Here is a 14736-nt window from a genome sequence, read left to right as displayed (position 1 = left end):
TGTACAAATAACAACTCATGTACAACTAAATGACCACAATGGTCATGGGTGCAGGCAATGTCCGAGTATCTCAAACGCTTTGCAGAGCGATTCTGCGCGATCGACGCGCACAACCTGGGTGTGCTGCGCGAGTTGTACAGCGACGATGTCCAGTTCCGCGACCCGCTGCATCAGATCCACGGCATGGCCGCGCTGCAGGATTATTTCGCTCAGCTGTACGCCAACGTCGATCAGGTGCGCTTCGAGTTCCACGGTTATGACCAGGTCAACGACGGGAAGGGCTACCTGCGCTGGACCCTGCACTACCGGCATGCGCGCCTGAACGGTGGGCGCCCGGTTCAGGTACAGGGTTGCTCGCACCTGATGTGGCGCGACAAGGTCTACCTGCACCATGACTACTTCGACGCCGGGGCGCTGCTGTACGAGCACCTGCCGGTGATGGGCAGCGTGATCGGTTGGCTCAAGCGGAGGCTGGCATGAGACGCATCTGGCTGACCGGCGCCAGCAGCGGCATTGGTGCGGCACTGGCCCCCCTGCTGCTGGCCCAGGGGCATCGCCTGGCGGTCAGCGCGCGCAATGTCCAGCCCTTGCAGGCATTGGCGCAGCGCTACCCCGACCAGGTACTGGTGGTACCGGGCGACCTTCGCGAGGGTGACCAGGTGCGCGCGATCGCCCAGCAGATCGCCCAGGCCTGGGGTGGCCTGGACCAGGTGATACTCAACGCTGGCACCTGTGAGTACCTGGACAGCGAAGCCTTCGAAGCCGCCATGGTCGAGCGCGTGGTGGCTTCCAACCTGTTCAGTGCCAGCCACTGCGTGGAGGCTGCCCTGCCCCTGCTGCGCCAGGGCCGACAGCCGCACCTGGTGGCCGTGGCCAGCGCCGTGACCTTTCTGGCGCTGCCCCGCGCCGGTGCCTATGGCGCCTCCAAGGCCGCGGTGCGCTACCTGTTCGAATCGCTGCGCATCGACCTGGCCCGCGAAGGCATTGCCGTGACGCTGGTCAGCCCGGGCTTCGTCGACACCCCGCTGACCCGGCGCAACGACTTCCCCATGCCGCTGTGCTGGCCCGCCGAAAAGGCCGCACGCCATATTGCCCGGCGCCTGCACAAGCGCCCGTACACCATTGCCTTTCCGCTCCTGTTCATCGCCGGCCTGCGCCTGGTCGCGCTGCTGCCGGTGAGCCTGCAACTGGCACTGGGCAAGCACCTGTCACGGCCACTGCGTCAGGAACCCCACCCATGAAGATAGCCATCATCGGCAGCGGTATCGCCGGGCTTACCTGCGCCCACCTGCTGCAGCGCCAGCACGCCATCACGCTGTACGAGTCCAGTGACCGGATTGGCGGGCACACCCATACCGTCGACGTGCAGCTTGGCGAGCGACACTACGCGGTGGATACCGGGTTCATCGTGTTCAACGACTGGACCTACCCCAACTTCATCCGCCTGCTCGATCAGCTGGGCATCGCCTCGCGCCCTACCGAAATGAGCTTTTCGGTCCACGACCCGCAGACCGCCCACGAGTACAACGGCAACACCCTCAACAGCCTCTTTGCGCAGCGCCGCAACCTGTTGTCGCCGCCCTTCTGGGGCATGCTCTACGACATCCTGCGCTTCAATCGCCAGGCCCTGAACGACCTGGAGCAGCAGCGAGTCAACGACACCCTTTCATTGGGCGACTACCTGTACATGAACGGCTACGGCGAGCGCTTCATCGACCACTACATCGTGCCGATGGGGGCCGCCATCTGGTCGATGCCGCTGGCGCAGATGCTGGGCTTCCCGCTGCAGTTTTTCGTGCGTTTCTTCAAGCACCACGGGCTGCTGTCGGTCAACGACCGCCCGCAATGGCGGGTAGTGGAAGGTGGCTCGCGCAGTTACCTGGCCCCGCTGTGCGCACCGTTTGCCGAACGCATTCGCCTCAACTGCCCTGTACTGGGCGTGACCCGCGATGCCGACGGTGTCAGCCTGTTCAGCCGAGCAGGCATGGAGCGTTACGACAAGGTGGTGTTCGCCTGCCACAGCGACCAAGCGCTGCTGATGCTGCATGATCCCAGCCAGGCCGAGCGCGAGATTCTTGGCGCGCTGCACTATGCCGACAACGACGTGGTCCTGCACACCGACACCCGCCTGCTGCCGCGTCGCCCCTTGGCCTGGGCCAGCTGGAACTACCGCCTCGGCGGCTCGCAGTCCCAGCCGGCCGCCGTCACCTACAACATGAACATTCTGCAGGGCATCGATGCCCCGCAGACCTTCTGCGTGAGCCTCAACCAGACCGGCGCCATCGACCCCGGCAAGGTCCTTGGCCGCTACACCTATGCCCACCCGCAGTTCAGCCTTGCCGGGGTACGGGCCCAGGCGCGTCACGCCGAACTGTGCGGTGCCCGACACAGCTACTACTGCGGCGCGTACTGGGGCAACGGCTTTCATGAAGACGGCGTGGTCAGCGCGCTGCGCGTGGCCGCCCAATTTGGTGAGCAGTTGTGAACAGCGCTCTCTACCAGGGCTGGGTCAGCCACCGCCGCCCCGCCAGGGGGGATTTCGGCTTTGCCTACCGCATCGGCCTGCTGTACCTGGACCTGGACGAGCAGGCGCAGCTGCCAGCGCTGTCGAGGCTGGCCGGCAGGGGCCGGTGGAGCGCCTTTGCCTTCGACGAGCGGGACTATCTGCCAGCCGCCACTCACCAGGGCACGCCCCTCAAGAGCGCCGTGCTGGACCTGCTCGAACAGGTGCTGCACCACCGCCCCCAAGGGCCGGTGTGCGTACTGACCCAACCCCGCAGTTGGGGCCTGGCCTTCAACCCGGTGAGCTTTTTCTACTGTTTTGAAGGTGACGGGCGTCTGGCTGCGATTCTCTGCGAGGTCACCAACACGCCCTGGCGCGAACGCTTTCACTACGTGTTGCCCGCCGACGGCCCGGGGCCGTGGAACTTCAGCGTGGCCAAGGCGTTTCATGTGTCGCCGTTCCTGCCCGCCGACCTGGAATACCGCATGCACTTCTGCACACCTGCAGCACGTATCCGTGTGCGCATGGAGGACTGGCAGGCACACACCCGGGTGTTCAGCGCCGTGCTGAACCTGGCGCGCATCGACCTGGACCGACGCAGCCTGCACCGGCACCTGCTGAGCTTCCCGTGGATGACCGCCAAGACCCTGCTGGCCATCCATTGGCAGGCGTTGCGCCTGCTGCTCAAGCGTCATCGCCTGTTCGACCACTTCGCCGCCCGGGGCACCTGGCGGCGAGCCAAACCGATCAATGCACCCGACAGCGCAAAGGACACCCCCCATGAAGAGCCCTGAGGCAATCCCGGCAAAACGCTTCGCGTCCGCCGGCAACGGCATCGGCGTGATGCTGCTGCGGCGCGCTGTGCTGCGCCAGCTCGAACGCCTGCGCCACGGCGCACTGGTGGTCATCGAAGCCAATGTGGTGCACCACTTCGGCAACGCCGGCGCGAGCCTGCAAGGGCATGTCCAGGTAGTGGACGACGCACTATGGGGCCTGGTGGCCAGCAACGGCTCGATTGGCGCAGGCGAAGCCTACGTCCACGGCTACTGGACCAGCCCGGACCTCACCGCCGTGGTCCGCGTGCTGGTGGCGAACCTGGAGGTACTCGACGGCCTGGAAGGCGGGCTGGCACGCCTGGGGCGCCCGCTGCTGCATGGCCTGCACTGGCTCAACCGCAATACCCGGCGCGGCGCCAGACGCAACATCGCCGCCCATTACGACCTGGGCAACGAACTGTTCGAGCGCCTGCTGGACCCGAGCATGATGTACTCGGCGGCCATGTTTCAGGGGGCCGACGATACCCTGGAACAGGCCCAGCACTACAAGTTGCAGCGCATCTGCCAGAAGCTCGCCCTCACCCGCGACGATCACCTGCTGGAGATCGGCACCGGCTGGGGCGGCCTGGCCATTTACGCGGCACGCCACCACGGCTGCCGGGTAACCACCACCACGGTGTCGGCCGAACAGTTCGCCTATGCCCGTCGGCGCATCGACGAAGCCGGCCTGCAGGACCGCATCACCCTGCTGCTGGAGGATTACCGCGACCTGCAGGGCCAGTACGACAAGCTGGTATCCATCGAGATGATCGAAGCTGTCGGCCATCGCTACCTCAGCAGCTACTTCAGGCAATGCGCGCGGCTGCTCAAGCCCGATGGCCTGATGCTGCTGCAGAGCATCACCATCCGCGAACAGCGCTACGCACAGGCGTGCCGCTCGGTCGACTTCATCCAGCGCTACATCTTTCCGGGCGGCGCCCTGCCTTCGGTAGGGGTGATGCTGCAGGTGATGGGCCGCGACACCGATCTGAACCTGCACCACATGGAAGAATTCGGCCTGCACTATGCGCGCACCCTGCGTTGCTGGCACCAGAACCTGCAGCAGGCGCGCCAGCCGTTGCAGGCGTTGGGTTATGACGACACGTTCTACCGCTTGTGGGAGTTCTACCTGTGCTACTGCGAGGGGGGCTTTCTGGAGCGTGCCATCGGCACCGCCCAGCTGTTGCTGGCCAAGGCCGGCGCACGGCCCGCACCGCTGCTGGGGCAACCAGGCTGAACCGGCGGACAGCGCATTGGGCACCGGTGCTGGGCAATGCGCTGCTGTTTCAGCTTGGCTGGTTCGCCTGCGTGCTGGGTGCTCGCCACCCCGCCTTGCTGGCAGTGGCAGTGGCCTGCCTGGTGACGCACCTGAGCTGCCTGGCCAGGCCCGGCGAGGTACGCCTGATCGTCGCCGTCAGCCTGTGCGGCTGGCTGACCGACAGCCTGCTGCTGGCGCTCGGGGTGTTCGAGTTTGGCGGTCATCGCTGGCTGCCGCCGTTCTGGCTGCTGTTGCTGTGGCCGGTGTTCGCCTGCACCTTGCGCCACAGCCTGCACTGGACCGCCAACCCCTGGTGGCGGGCCAGCCTGCTGGGGGCGGTGGGCGGCCCGTTGTCCTACTGGGGCGGTGTGCAGCTTGCCGGTGCCGGGCTGCCATTGGGCACCTGGCCGAGCCTGCTGGTGCTTGCCGCCGTGTGGGCCTTGCTGCTGCCGGTGCTGCACCGTCTCGGCCGGCCTACTGCACCTGCTTGCGAAAGAACAAGGTGACCTGCCCGACTTCGATGCCGAACTTGGTCATGTAGGAGCGGTTGGCCAGGGTGTTATCGTCCAGCAGGTACATCCAGTCGTCGAAGCGGATGGCCCAGGTCTTGCCGTCCACCGGTACGTCGAGCACGTACTGCCAGCGCAAGGCGAAACCGGCGTTCTGCCCGCGCGCCTCTTCCACCACATCCCCGGCCGTGCCGCGCCAACGTCCCGGGCCGTCCGGGCGAATGGTCCAGGTGCGTTGCTGCCGGGTGCCGTCGCTGTAGGTGAAGTGCTCGTTCAGCACCACGTTATCGCCTTCGCTGCGCCCTTCGATCAGCACGTGAAAACGCTTGATGACCTCGCCGGAACGCTTCTGCACGATGCCCCAGCCGTCGACGCGGCCGTTGAAGTACTGGCGCAGGTCGAACGCCGGTGACTGGTTGCGGTAAGCCTCGACATCGACATTGCCGCAGCCGGCCAGCAGCAGGAACACCAACAGGTACCAGGCTTTCATGGGGAAGCTCCAAGGAGTTGCCGACGCAAGTCGGGGTAGCGGCTGCGAGGGTCCAGCCAGATGGCGAAGAACGCACGGGCGAATGCCTGGTCACGCACTTCGTGCTGCAGGCGCTCCCCCACATAGAAGCGACAGCCAAGCCCGGGAACGTACACGCCCGTGATGCGCATACCCGCCTCGACATCCACGAACGCCTGCTGCATCTGCGCCTGCCACTGGTCCCGTTGCGCTGCCGTCAGCGGGGTGGCAGACAGACGCTGGATCTCCTCGAGGCTGACCTTGACCAACCGCTCGCGACTGACCGCGCGCCGGTAGGTGATCTCGAGGGCGAAGCCATCGCCCTCGTTCAAGCGTGCACCGGGGGCCCACAATCGCGCCGTATAGATATCCAGGCCCCAGGTCCTGAATTCAGCACTGCCTACCAGAAGCGCATCCGGCAGGTCGGCCCGCCACCCCGCCTGGGCGTAACCGCAGGCCAGCACACCGATCAGCAACAGCAGCCTGCACAGCGCGATGGGTGGCGGTCGCATGCGGTACTCCCTGGCAGGCCCTTGGGCGGGGGGTTGCGGCGATACTTGCACATGGAAAATTTTATGTACAAGTTAATTGCCGTATCTGTACACGCTAGCACAGCCTGCAGAAGTCACTGCTTGACGAACACTACCCACGACGGCGAGGAGTCGATGATCTGCTCCTTGAACTCGATCTGGACCTGCCCTGCCCCGAACAGGCTGATGTCCTTCAGGCCCAGGCCACCCTGAACCACCACCCGTGCATCCTGTGGAAGCCGCGACAAGGCTGCCACCAGCTCGCCAACGGTCTTGTACTGCGCCATATCAACCTCACTGTGCAAAAGCCAATCGGCCATCTTCGCCGAGGCCCGCGAAGCCTCGCAAGGGCGCACCACGTTTTTAAATGGCGCGACGGGAAACCAAACCTTCAGCGCGCGGTCTGAACAGCACCAAAAAATCATCTTGCAGATCAAGTACCTGAGGTTCACATCATGCGTTTCACCCTGCCTACCCTCGCCCTGGGTATCCTGCTGCCCCTGACTGCCGTTGCCGGCGACGGCACCACCGCCATCGGTGGCGGGCTGGGCGGCGCACTGGGCAATGTCGTTGGCCAGCAGATCGGCGGCAGCACCGGCGCCGCCATCGGTGCCGGGCTGGGTGGCGCTGCAGGTAGCGCGGCTGGTGCGCGCAAGGGCAACCGCACCCAAGCCGCCGTGGGCGGTGGCCTGGGGTCGGCTGGCGGCTCACTGATCGGCAATGCGCTGGGCGGCTCCACCGGTTCGACCGTCGGCGCCGGCCTGGGCGGCGCGGCCGGGGGCGCGGTGGGCAATCATCTGGCAGATGACAACAGGCACAGCGCCAGCAAGCACAAGCGCAAGCACCGCCACCGTTAAGTCGCCTGCCACTACGCAAACGTCCGGCCATGTGCCGGACGTTTGCGTTTTGCATTGCAGCACAGTTGCAGTCAAACCACGCTGTACCACAGCACAAATGCCGCCATTGCGATGCCCTGCACGATCAGCAACACCCGAGCACCATCAGGCCGGAACGCCAACAGCCAATAGGCAAACACCAGTGGCAGGCACAGCAGGTTGGTCAGTGCCAGCGCGAAGATCGCCAGCACCGGGCCCAGCGAGGGGAACATGCTGGCCGGGCTCAACAGGCAGTACAGGGAAGCACAGAGACCAACCGCCGCAATGATGACTGCACAGACAACGCAGAAACGACGCGCGACGTCGCGCTCATCCAGCTCCCCAACCATGCGGCACTCCCTTTACCCGATCCGATCGCACGGATCCTACCACTTTTGCTCCCTCGCGCCGGTGCCTGCAACTGTCGATCAATCGCCGCGATGGGCGAGCGCCTGCAGCACCTGGTTCACCTTGAGGCTGGCGGTCTCCATGCTGTCCAGCGAGGCCACCACCGCGCTCCAGTCCTTGTGCTGCGCCTGGTGCAGCGCATGGCTGGCCGATTCATGGCAGATACGGTGAGGGTCGTCGAGCTGGGCGAATGCCCGGTCGTGCTGGTAGATCTGCTGGGTTTCCGGCATCAGGTACCACTTGCCCAGGCGGCAATGCTTGTGGTCCGACAGCTCAAGGTTCGGGTCCTGATTGAACAGGCGCAGGTACACCATCAGCTTGAACAACAGGTGGTCGAGCTTGACCGCCTCGCAGAACGAACTGAGCGCCATGTTCTCGATCAGGGTGGTCATGTGGTCCCCCATCACCACCATTTCGTCCAGGGTCTGCGCCGAGGTCGACACGTCGCCAGCCAGGCGCGTGGCTTCATTGGAGAGGTTGCCGATCGAGTTGCTCGCCGCCGTGGTATCGACATTGATGGCGTCCACCAGCACGCTGATGTCCTGGGTGGCCTGGTGGGTGCGCTGGGCCAGGGCCCGTACCTCGTCGGCCACCACCGCAAACCCGCGCCCCTGCTCACCGGCCCGCGCCGCCTCGATGGCGGCGTTGAGTGCCAGCAGGTTGGTCTGGTCTGAAATGGCCTTGATCAAGCCCACGATGCTGCTGATTTCGCTGACCCGCGCCTGCAGGTGGGTCACGCTCTCGACACTGCTCACGCCTTGACCGGCCATGTGCGTGAGCGAGGTGGAGAACGACGAAAGCAGTTCGGACGTCTCGCTGAACACGCCGCTGTTGGCCTTGAGGTGGTCGACCTCCCCGCGCAGGGTTTCGGCCTGGCTGACCACCCCATCACGGGTCTGCTTCATCGACTCGTCGAACATGCCCATCTTGCTGTGCAGATCACATTGGTAACGGCTGTAGGCATTGAGCTCGGCCTGCTCACCCTGGGTTTGCGCCAGCAAATCGGTCAGTTGCTGGTTTTCCTGCTGGAGCGCCAGATTCTGCTGCTTCAGCTCCTGCAACTCACGCGCCTGTGCGTTGACCTGTTCTCGCCACTTTCCACCAAACATTGCCACAACTCCCCGGCACGCAACGCCTATCGATATGTGCCTCGATTTTAAAGGCGCAGCAGGGAGGTAACATTGACATCAATCAGCCATCATGCATGAATTGGCCCCTTGCGCACTGCCCAGAGCGTCTACATCGCGTTTTTCGCGTCCTTGAAAATGCCCATGGCCATGGCACAGTGCGTGGACTGCAGTGTTTTCTCTTCGTTGTCGCAGGTAGCTGTATGGACAAACTCACAACCTTTCGAATGGGCCTCACCCTGGCTGCCGTACTGGGCCTGATGCCCCTGACGCTGCTGTTCATTGCCGGGTGCATCGGTTTTTTCTTCCCGATGTTGGTCATCAGTGAGCAACCGCTGTTCGCGATACCCATAGCCATGGGCCTGATGTCGATTTCGTTGTTCGGCCTCTGGTCGTGCTGGAAGATCTACCTGCTGTCGATGGCTGAAATACCGGTGGTACCCAACCGCCGCCTGCTGATCTGCGGCGTGGCAGTCACGCTGATATGGGGCGGCGTGCTGGCCGGCTTCACTCACAAGTTCCCGCAGCTCGTGTACATCTTCATGATGCCCGGCCTGCTGTCGGCCGCCCTGTTGTGGCATACGCTGCGGCGGGAACGGCAGGCGGGGTGACGCGCCCCTTCATCCCCCCTTGGTCATCGGCTTAGCGCTGGTCAGCCTCCAGCGACCTATCGGGCCTGCGCCGCTCGAGGGCGACCGCAAGCCCCGCCAGCAGAATGGCCAGCGCGTAGGCAAAAAGACCAAGGTTGACGCCCAGGATCATCTTCTCCGAACCGTCTGTGAGTACCATCGAGCCGCCGTAGCCATCGCGCAGCCAGTACGCCATCAGGAACCCGCCGGTGACGAACAGGGTCAGCAGGCTCGCCAGCCTCAGGTTATCGCGCCCCCACACCAGCCAGACGCTGTACGCACCAATGGCGGTATTGGTGAAGAGCTGCCAGGTTTCATGCAGGCGCGCGTGTGGCTCCCAGGCCTGATTGAAGACGTGGGTATCATTGATTTCGAGGATCGGTACCACGACGGCGTAAAACACGATACCAACGGTGACCATCAACTTCGCTATCATCGCAAACTTCCTTGTTCAGACCATGACGGGACTATTCGGCACTGTAGCGCCAAGTTGCGTATATCGCGACTTTTATGGATTCAGTGTCCCTGAAGTACACTTCGCGGCATCAAATCGACAAGGCAAGACCATGAGCCTATCCATCAGGCAAGCCCTGGCAGAAGACATCCACCACCTGACAGGCATTGACGCTGTTGCACGCAACGATGAACGCCGCCGCGAGCAGCTTGCGCAGGCCATCCGCGCACGTGAGTGCTGGATTGCCTGCAAAGCGAACGACGCCGCCACCCCCTTGGGTTATGGTTGCCTGGACCGAAGCTTTTTCGGTGAGTACTTCATTCCCCTGGTGGTCGTTTCAGATGCATCCAGGCGCACCGGTGTCGGCCGCCAGCTGATGACACACCTGGAGCGAGTCGCCTCGGCGCAGAAGGTGTTCACATCCACCAACACCTCCAACCTGCCGATGCGCCAACTCCTGGCACAGCTGGGCTATCAACACAGCGGGACAATCGAAAACCTCGACCCGGGCGACCCGGAACTGGTGTTCGTGAAGTTCATGCGTTGAGCGGGCTTGTCGCCAGGCTTCTACAGAACAGAAAAGGATTTCATCGATGGCATTTTCCCCGACAGAACGTACTGCCCTGCTGGCGCTCAAGGGCGTAGGCCCCACCGTCATCTCCCGGCTCGAGCAGATGGGCATCGATTCCCTGGCCGAGCTGGGCAGATCGGATGTCACTGACATCCTTGCCCAGGCATCTGCCGCATTGGGCTCGACCTGCTGGAAGAACAGCCCCCAGGCCAGGGCCGCCATTACCGCAGCCGTGGACCTGGCCAGAGGGCTGGCCGACGGTGAGCCCGCGCGCTAGCGAACTCCCCATCGATGGCGGCACCGCCCCGGCGCAGCACTGGCATCGCCCGGGCGAATCTTTCAAAACGAGACTCAGCGCAGGGTAATGAAAACCCTCACCCTGTAGTCTGCAGCGCTAATGCAACAATGATGCAACTACCAGGACCCGTGACCATGAAGTGCAAGTACCTGTTGCCCCTGGTGCTGCTGGCCGGCTGCACCACCCAGCCCAATCATCAGCCCAATCATCAAGGCATCGACTGGGGCCAGGGCACTTGCCCGGCCCCAGACCCGCAGAGCATCTCGCCCAACCACCAACTGGTGATCGAAGATGGCAAGACGCTCAAGTGCCAACTGCGCCCCTACGTGTCGAACATGGCATGCCAGGGCATCGTCGACAGCCAGAATGAAGGCGTCATCTGCCAGGACAACGTGGGCAACCAGATCATCTTTCTGTTCGACGACAAGGGCGTGCTGAGCCTGCATCGAAGCCTGAGATCACGCTAAGCCACCCGGTGCAATGGAACCGCAAATGACCGTATGGAACGCCCTGGGCGCCGCCCTGCTTGTCCTGGCCAGCAGCCACGCTGCGGCTGCCGAAAACGCCAATCCGTTCGACAAGGCGCTGATGTACACCACGTTCGTGCCGAGCATCCTGGTGGCGGGCACCACCGCGCTGACCTTCAATGCGCCCGATCTGTTCAAGTCGGCCAGAAGCGATGCGCTGGCCTTCGTTGGCTCGGATGGCCAGATACGCGGCGCACAGTTCGAGCAGGCGTCTCGGCATTATCGTGCGACCGCCCGGCCACCTTTGATGACAGATCGGCAGCTGGCTCAGGCGATCACCGCCACCTACTGACCAGGCGAGGGTTCAGGCACCGGACTCAGGATCGCTCGCAGGCACGTCGCGCGTCGCCTTTCTCTCATCGCCCTGCTCGCGCAATGGCGAGCCCGCATGCGGGTGGTCGTCGCGACTGTGGTTTCCTGCCTCGGGATGCTCGCTCAGTACCGAGTTGCCGGCCTCCACATCGGTCATGTCTTCTTCGACCGCCGCTTCGTCGTCAGGCGGCAGTGGCACCTCTGGCGCCTCGCGCCTTGGATCGTGACCGGTTTCGTTGTCGGTGGTGCGCGTAACGCCCTGCTGTGACCTGTTGCCAGGTGCGTTCTCGTCGATGTCCATGGTGCTTCTCCAGGCTGCTGCACGGGATGCCCGCGCATAAGCGTGAGAAGCCTCGCAGGGTGTGGGAGTGCCGGGCACTGGACGAACGGTGCGCACAAGCGCAGGGCACCGGCACCCCCACCGCGCAGTACGGGCTAGAGTTCAGCGCTCGATCGAATGGAGTCAATGAGATGCAGGTACAAGGACGATGTGACGCTGCTTTTGAACCGGTCCGCCAAGCCTTCGCCGCCATCCTGGATGAGCCCCACGAGCGCGGTGGCGGTGTCTGCATACAGGTCGGCGGCAAGACCGTCGTAGACATCTGGGGCGGCGTGAAGGATGCGCACGGCCATGCACCCTGGCAGCGCGATACCCTGGTCAACGCCTATTGCACCATCAAGCCGATCACCGCTGTGGCGGTACTCATGCTGGTGGAACGGGGCCGACTGGGTCTGGATGATCCCGTGGCCAAACACTGGCCTGAATTCGTTCGACACGGCAAAGAACGAATCACCCTTCGCCAGGTGTTGAGCCATACCAGCGGCTTGCCTGCGCTGCGCCTGCCGGATCGCACGCCCCACATGTACGACTGGAACCACATGGCCCAGGTGACAGCAGACGAACAGCCGTGGTGGTCGCCAGGCACACAGGTGGGGTACGGCGCGACCACCTATGGCTGGATCATCGGTGAGCTGATCCGCCGCGTGGACGGTCGCGACGCCGGGGTTTTCATACACCAGGAGATCCTCGAACCCCATGCGCTGGATGTGTTCCTGGGCGTGCCTGCCGATCAGTTCAAGCGTATCGCTCACTTCGAGCATGCGCCCGGCCGAGTGGGTGACCGGTTCGCACAGGACCTGCGCACCCTCATCCTCAATGAGCCTGCGCATGTGGCGACCCTGGCATTCACCAACCCCAGCCTTTCACCCACCCGTACGGGTAATCCGCGCTGGTGGGGCTACCACCAGCCGGGCGTCTGCAGCCATGGCAACGCCCATGGCCTGGCGGGCTTCTACAGTGCCCTGCTGCAAGGCAAGTTGTTGGGGCCACAACTGTTGAAGGCGTTCGGCACAGAGCAAAGTGCAGGGTTCGACCAGACCCTGCGGCGCCCCATGCGCTATGGCCTGGGTTGCATGATGGAACATGCCGCCGACCCTGACGCGTCCTATTGCATGGGGCCGCAGGCATTCGGTCATGTTGGGCTGGGCGGGCCGGTGGCGTTCGCAGACCCAGACCGGGAGATGAGCTTTGGTTTCGTGACCACCACCATGGGCAGCCATGTGCTGATGGACCCTCGCGCCAGAACGCTTGCGGCACTTGCCTTCGCAGCGGTTGAGTGACGCATCGTGCCAGCGCTTACCGGGCGCTGGCGTTTCAGTCCTGATCGGCCAGTTCGCAGACGCCATTCGCACGATTCTTGCCGGTGTACGACACATCCGGCGAGCCGTCGGGCCTGATGGTGAGCGACACGGTTATCCCGCTGCCCTTGGCTTCGAAATAGTTGTCGTTGAATTTCTTCAACGTGGCCTCTTTGCCATTGATATAGATCGGCCCGCCTTCATCGGCGTGAACCTCGATGTTGCCTGGGCAGGTGGCGTTAAGCAGCGGGATGTCCGCATGGGCAATGCCGGCAGCGCTCACCAGCAAGGCGCCCAACAGTAGCTGTTTCATTGAATTGTCTCCTGAGTCGGCCAGGTGCCGAAACATCAGCAATAGCTCACTTCAACGGTGCACGCCACCCTGGTGCAGGGGCGGATGAATCGAATGCGCTACCACAGCGATGGATTCAAGATGAAAAGAGCCCCTCTCGGTCAACCAGCAAAGTGGCTGCAAGCAAAATGCCACCAAGTGCAAGAATGTTCGGAGCTGTTTTAAAATGCGCACTTTGTCATTTCAAAGGAATGAACTAGTGGTAAGTCACAATGCCGTCGCGTGCCCACACTGTCACGGGCAAAATGTTCAACTGCTGTCCGTTATCCATGCCGCAGGCACCTCCCGCATCAAAACCACTCATCAAGTGCAATCCGGAGTAGGGCCAAGTGTTACGGTCGAGACGACGGGTAAACATCAGACTGACCTGGCCGCCAGCGTCTCTCCCCCACCAGGCAAACGCTTGCTGGGGCCCGTCATACTTACGATCGTGGGCTCCATCATCCTGTATGACGGCCTTAAACTCATGAACACCTGGTGGGGAGTCGATTGGACCAGGTTCTTCATTGGCGTTGCGTTCATTGCAATCGGCGTGATCGGTTTTGTTCGTCATTGGCGGTTCAACGTCGCGCAATACGACAAGTTGGAAGTCTGGCGCCGTAGTTGGCTGTGTCATGCTTGCGGGACCCGATTTCAGCCCTCATAACGTGTGAGGTCACTGTCCCGACGCATACTTGAGCCCGTCTAGCGCGGGCTTTTTTTGAGCCATTTTTTTGCATGAGCATAATTTAAGGGCCGCCAGCTTCTGGTTGTACTCGTCGAGGCTCATGCCGCAGGCGCTGTCACTGTAGTTATTGGCCAGGTTCAGCTTTTGCTGGGTGATCCGGTCGGCGATGGTGGCGGCATCGGTCTGCTCATCACGCACCTGGACGTTGAAATAATGGTGAGTTGCCGGTATTGGTGAACATCAAGTCATCCGCAAGGCAAATCATGCAGCTAACGTTCCGACATCTCAGCGATGTTTCAACCGATGACATCATGGCGCTTAACAACAATCCAGATGTCTTACGCCAGATGCCCTTGGGCCGCCCCGACTTTGACGAAAAAAAATGCAAGGCATGGGTCGCTCAAAAAGAGGCCCAATGGGTCCTTAACGGATATGGGCCCTGGGCCTTCTTCGTCGAGAATGAATTTGCCGGTTGGGGTGGGCTACAGAAAGAGGGCGACGACGCCGATCTTGCCTTGGTGCTCCATCCACACTACTGGGGATTGGGAAAGGTAATTTTCAATGAAATCGTACGGCGCGCTGTTCAGGAGTTGAGGCTGGAGTCGATTACCCTACTGCTTCCACCAACCAGAGTTCGAATCAAAGGTGTACTGCGCCTAGGGTTTCGCCCTGACGGAGAAGTTGATATCGACGGTACGTACTTCAGGCGCTATCGGCTCCTTGTCGGTCCAAGCGCACAGCACCCGTAACCCTTC

23 protein-coding genes and 2 pseudogenes are annotated in these 14736 nt (G+C 62.8%); 14 read left to right on the top strand and 11 right to left on the bottom strand.

Translation table 11 applies throughout. The annotated features are described in order from the left end of the window. Positions 1 to 57 precede the first annotated feature (57 nt). From NP552_RS17040 to NP552_RS17015, 6 genes are read left to right on the top strand one after another with little or no spacing between them, the layout of a single operon-like run. Entirely contained in the window at positions 58 to 480 is a 423-nt protein-coding gene (locus NP552_RS17040; RefSeq protein WP_116053648.1) for a nuclear transport factor 2 family protein, read from the top strand. Next, on the top strand, positions 477 to 1241 hold the full coding sequence (locus tag NP552_RS17035) for an SDR family NAD(P)-dependent oxidoreductase (RefSeq protein ID WP_043861724.1): 765 nt from the start codon (positions 477 to 479) through the stop codon (positions 1239 to 1241). Before NP552_RS17040 ends, NP552_RS17035 begins: the two co-directional genes overlap by 4 nt. After that, positions 1238 to 2485 (top strand): NAD(P)/FAD-dependent oxidoreductase, encoded by a 1248-nt coding sequence (locus tag NP552_RS17030; protein WP_196932824.1) that lies wholly within the window; start codon positions 1238 to 1240, stop codon positions 2483 to 2485. Before NP552_RS17035 ends, NP552_RS17030 begins: the two co-directional genes overlap by 4 nt. Further along, complete coding sequence (locus NP552_RS17025) at positions 2482 to 3297, top strand: DUF1365 domain-containing protein (protein ID WP_229590219.1); 816 nt, start codon at positions 2482 to 2484, stop codon at positions 3295 to 3297. Before NP552_RS17030 ends, NP552_RS17025 begins: the two co-directional genes overlap by 4 nt. Continuing rightward, complete coding sequence (locus NP552_RS17020; RefSeq protein WP_058540366.1) at positions 3284 to 4555, top strand: SAM-dependent methyltransferase; 1272 nt, start codon at positions 3284 to 3286, stop codon at positions 4553 to 4555. Before NP552_RS17025 ends, NP552_RS17020 begins: the two co-directional genes overlap by 14 nt. Before the next feature lie 26 nt (positions 4556 to 4581). After that, entirely contained in the window at positions 4582 to 5082 is a 501-nt protein-coding gene (locus NP552_RS17015; RefSeq protein WP_058540367.1) for a DUF2878 domain-containing protein, read from the top strand. Here the strand turns inward: NP552_RS17015 and NP552_RS17010 are convergent. From NP552_RS17010 to NP552_RS17000, 3 genes are all read right to left on the bottom strand, one after another. Further along, on the bottom strand, positions 5051 to 5575 hold the full coding sequence (locus NP552_RS17010; protein WP_043861719.1) for a DUF3833 domain-containing protein: 525 nt from the start codon (positions 5573 to 5575) through the stop codon (positions 5051 to 5053). The genes NP552_RS17015 and NP552_RS17010 overlap by 32 nt on opposite strands. Further along, positions 5572 to 6105 carry a chalcone isomerase family protein gene (locus tag NP552_RS17005; protein ID WP_078481844.1) on the bottom strand — a complete coding sequence of 178 codons (534 nt, stop codon included), beginning with the start codon at positions 6103 to 6105 and terminating at the stop codon, positions 5572 to 5574. Before NP552_RS17005 ends, NP552_RS17010 begins: the two co-directional genes overlap by 4 nt. A 113-nt stretch (positions 6106 to 6218) precedes the next feature. After that, positions 6219 to 6410 carry a hypothetical protein gene (locus NP552_RS17000; RefSeq protein WP_043861717.1) on the bottom strand — a complete coding sequence of 64 codons (192 nt, stop codon included), beginning with the start codon at positions 6408 to 6410 and terminating at the stop codon, positions 6219 to 6221. A gap of 168 nt (positions 6411 to 6578) precedes the next feature. Between NP552_RS17000 and NP552_RS16995 the strand changes: the two genes are divergently transcribed. Beyond that, on the top strand, positions 6579 to 6980 hold the full coding sequence (locus NP552_RS16995) for a glycine zipper domain-containing protein (protein WP_043861716.1): 402 nt from the start codon (positions 6579 to 6581) through the stop codon (positions 6978 to 6980). A gap of 71 nt (positions 6981 to 7051) precedes the next feature. Here NP552_RS16995 and NP552_RS16990 read toward each other — a convergent pair whose 3' ends face one another. The 3 genes and pseudogenes from NP552_RS16990 to NP552_RS26120 all read right to left on the bottom strand — a co-directional run. After that, the gene (locus tag NP552_RS16990) at positions 7052 to 7348 is read right to left on the bottom strand and encodes a hypothetical protein (RefSeq protein ID WP_043861715.1); all 297 of its coding nucleotides are present in this window, start codon (positions 7346 to 7348) and stop codon (positions 7052 to 7054) included. Positions 7349 to 7426: 78 nt separating this feature from the next. Continuing rightward, complete coding sequence (locus NP552_RS16985) at positions 7427 to 7777, bottom strand: CZB domain-containing protein (protein ID WP_256213296.1); 351 nt, start codon at positions 7775 to 7777, stop codon at positions 7427 to 7429. A 45-nt stretch (positions 7778 to 7822) separates the two neighbouring features. After that, positions 7823 to 8098: pseudogene (locus NP552_RS26120) on the bottom strand (methyl-accepting chemotaxis protein); the annotation flags it as partial. A 638-nt stretch (positions 8099 to 8736) separates the two neighbouring features. Here NP552_RS26120 and NP552_RS16975 point away from each other — a divergent pair. Next, entirely contained in the window at positions 8737 to 9144 is a 408-nt protein-coding gene (locus NP552_RS16975; protein WP_043861714.1) for a hypothetical protein, read from the top strand. Positions 9145 to 9175: 31 nt separating this feature from the next. Here NP552_RS16975 and NP552_RS16970 read toward each other — a convergent pair whose 3' ends face one another. Further along, complete coding sequence (locus NP552_RS16970) at positions 9176 to 9598, bottom strand: hypothetical protein (protein ID WP_058540370.1); 423 nt, start codon at positions 9596 to 9598, stop codon at positions 9176 to 9178. Between the two features lie 130 nt (positions 9599 to 9728). Between NP552_RS16970 and NP552_RS16965 the strand changes: the two genes are divergently transcribed. The 4 genes from NP552_RS16965 to NP552_RS16950 all read left to right on the top strand — a co-directional run bounded on the left by NP552_RS16965 (position 9729) and on the right by NP552_RS16950 (position 11304). Beyond that, positions 9729 to 10163, top strand: coding sequence for a GNAT family N-acetyltransferase (locus tag NP552_RS16965; RefSeq protein WP_058540371.1), 435 nt, complete (start codon positions 9729 to 9731; stop codon positions 10161 to 10163). Between the two features lie 46 nt (positions 10164 to 10209). Then, entirely contained in the window at positions 10210 to 10464 is a 255-nt protein-coding gene (locus NP552_RS16960; protein WP_058540372.1) for a hypothetical protein, read from the top strand. Positions 10465 to 10619: 155 nt separating this feature from the next. Continuing rightward, positions 10620 to 10952, top strand: a complete 333-nt coding sequence (locus NP552_RS16955; RefSeq protein WP_043861710.1) for a hypothetical protein — start codon at positions 10620 to 10622, stop codon at positions 10950 to 10952. Positions 10953 to 10977: 25 nt separating this feature from the next. After that, positions 10978 to 11304: a DUF2388 domain-containing protein gene (locus NP552_RS16950; RefSeq protein ID WP_043861709.1), complete on the top strand. Its 327-nt coding sequence runs from the start codon at positions 10978 to 10980 to the stop codon at positions 11302 to 11304. A gap of 129 nt (positions 11305 to 11433) precedes the next feature. Here NP552_RS16950 and NP552_RS25940 read toward each other — a convergent pair. Then, positions 11434 to 11625 (bottom strand): annotated as a pseudogene (locus NP552_RS25940) (hypothetical protein); the annotation flags it as partial. Between the two features lie 170 nt (positions 11626 to 11795). Here NP552_RS25940 and NP552_RS16940 point away from each other — a divergent pair. Then, positions 11796 to 12944, top strand: a complete 1149-nt coding sequence (locus NP552_RS16940) for a serine hydrolase domain-containing protein (protein WP_058540374.1) — start codon at positions 11796 to 11798, stop codon at positions 12942 to 12944. Between the two features lie 34 nt (positions 12945 to 12978). On the opposite strand, the gene NP552_RS16935 is transcribed toward NP552_RS16940, so the two are convergent. The 3 genes from NP552_RS16935 to NP552_RS16925 all read right to left on the bottom strand — a co-directional run bounded on the left by NP552_RS16935 (position 12979) and on the right by NP552_RS16925 (position 14179). Continuing rightward, a complete protein-coding gene (locus tag NP552_RS16935; RefSeq protein ID WP_043861706.1) occupies positions 12979 to 13275 on the bottom strand; it encodes a hypothetical protein in 297 nt (98 codons plus the stop codon). 235 nt (positions 13276 to 13510) lie between these two features. Then, on the bottom strand, positions 13511 to 13867 hold the full coding sequence (locus NP552_RS16930) for a hypothetical protein (protein WP_153002434.1): 357 nt from the start codon (positions 13865 to 13867) through the stop codon (positions 13511 to 13513). A 102-nt stretch (positions 13868 to 13969) separates the two neighbouring features. Further along, a complete protein-coding gene (locus NP552_RS16925; protein ID WP_274096944.1) occupies positions 13970 to 14179 on the bottom strand; it encodes a hypothetical protein in 210 nt (69 codons plus the stop codon). Positions 14180 to 14244: 65 nt separating this feature from the next. Between NP552_RS16925 and NP552_RS16920 the strand changes: the two genes are divergently transcribed. Further along, positions 14245 to 14730, top strand: coding sequence for a GNAT family N-acetyltransferase (locus tag NP552_RS16920; protein ID WP_043861704.1), 486 nt, complete (start codon positions 14245 to 14247; stop codon positions 14728 to 14730). Positions 14731 to 14736 lie beyond the last annotated feature (6 nt).

The sequence above is a fragment of the Pseudomonas sp. 8209 genome (assembly GCF_028682105.1).
Lineage (GTDB): Bacteria > Pseudomonadota > Gammaproteobacteria > Pseudomonadales > Pseudomonadaceae > Aquipseudomonas > Aquipseudomonas palmensis.
Note: the sequence above shows the minus strand (reverse complement) of the source record. Positions and strands in the feature narration are given on the sequence as shown.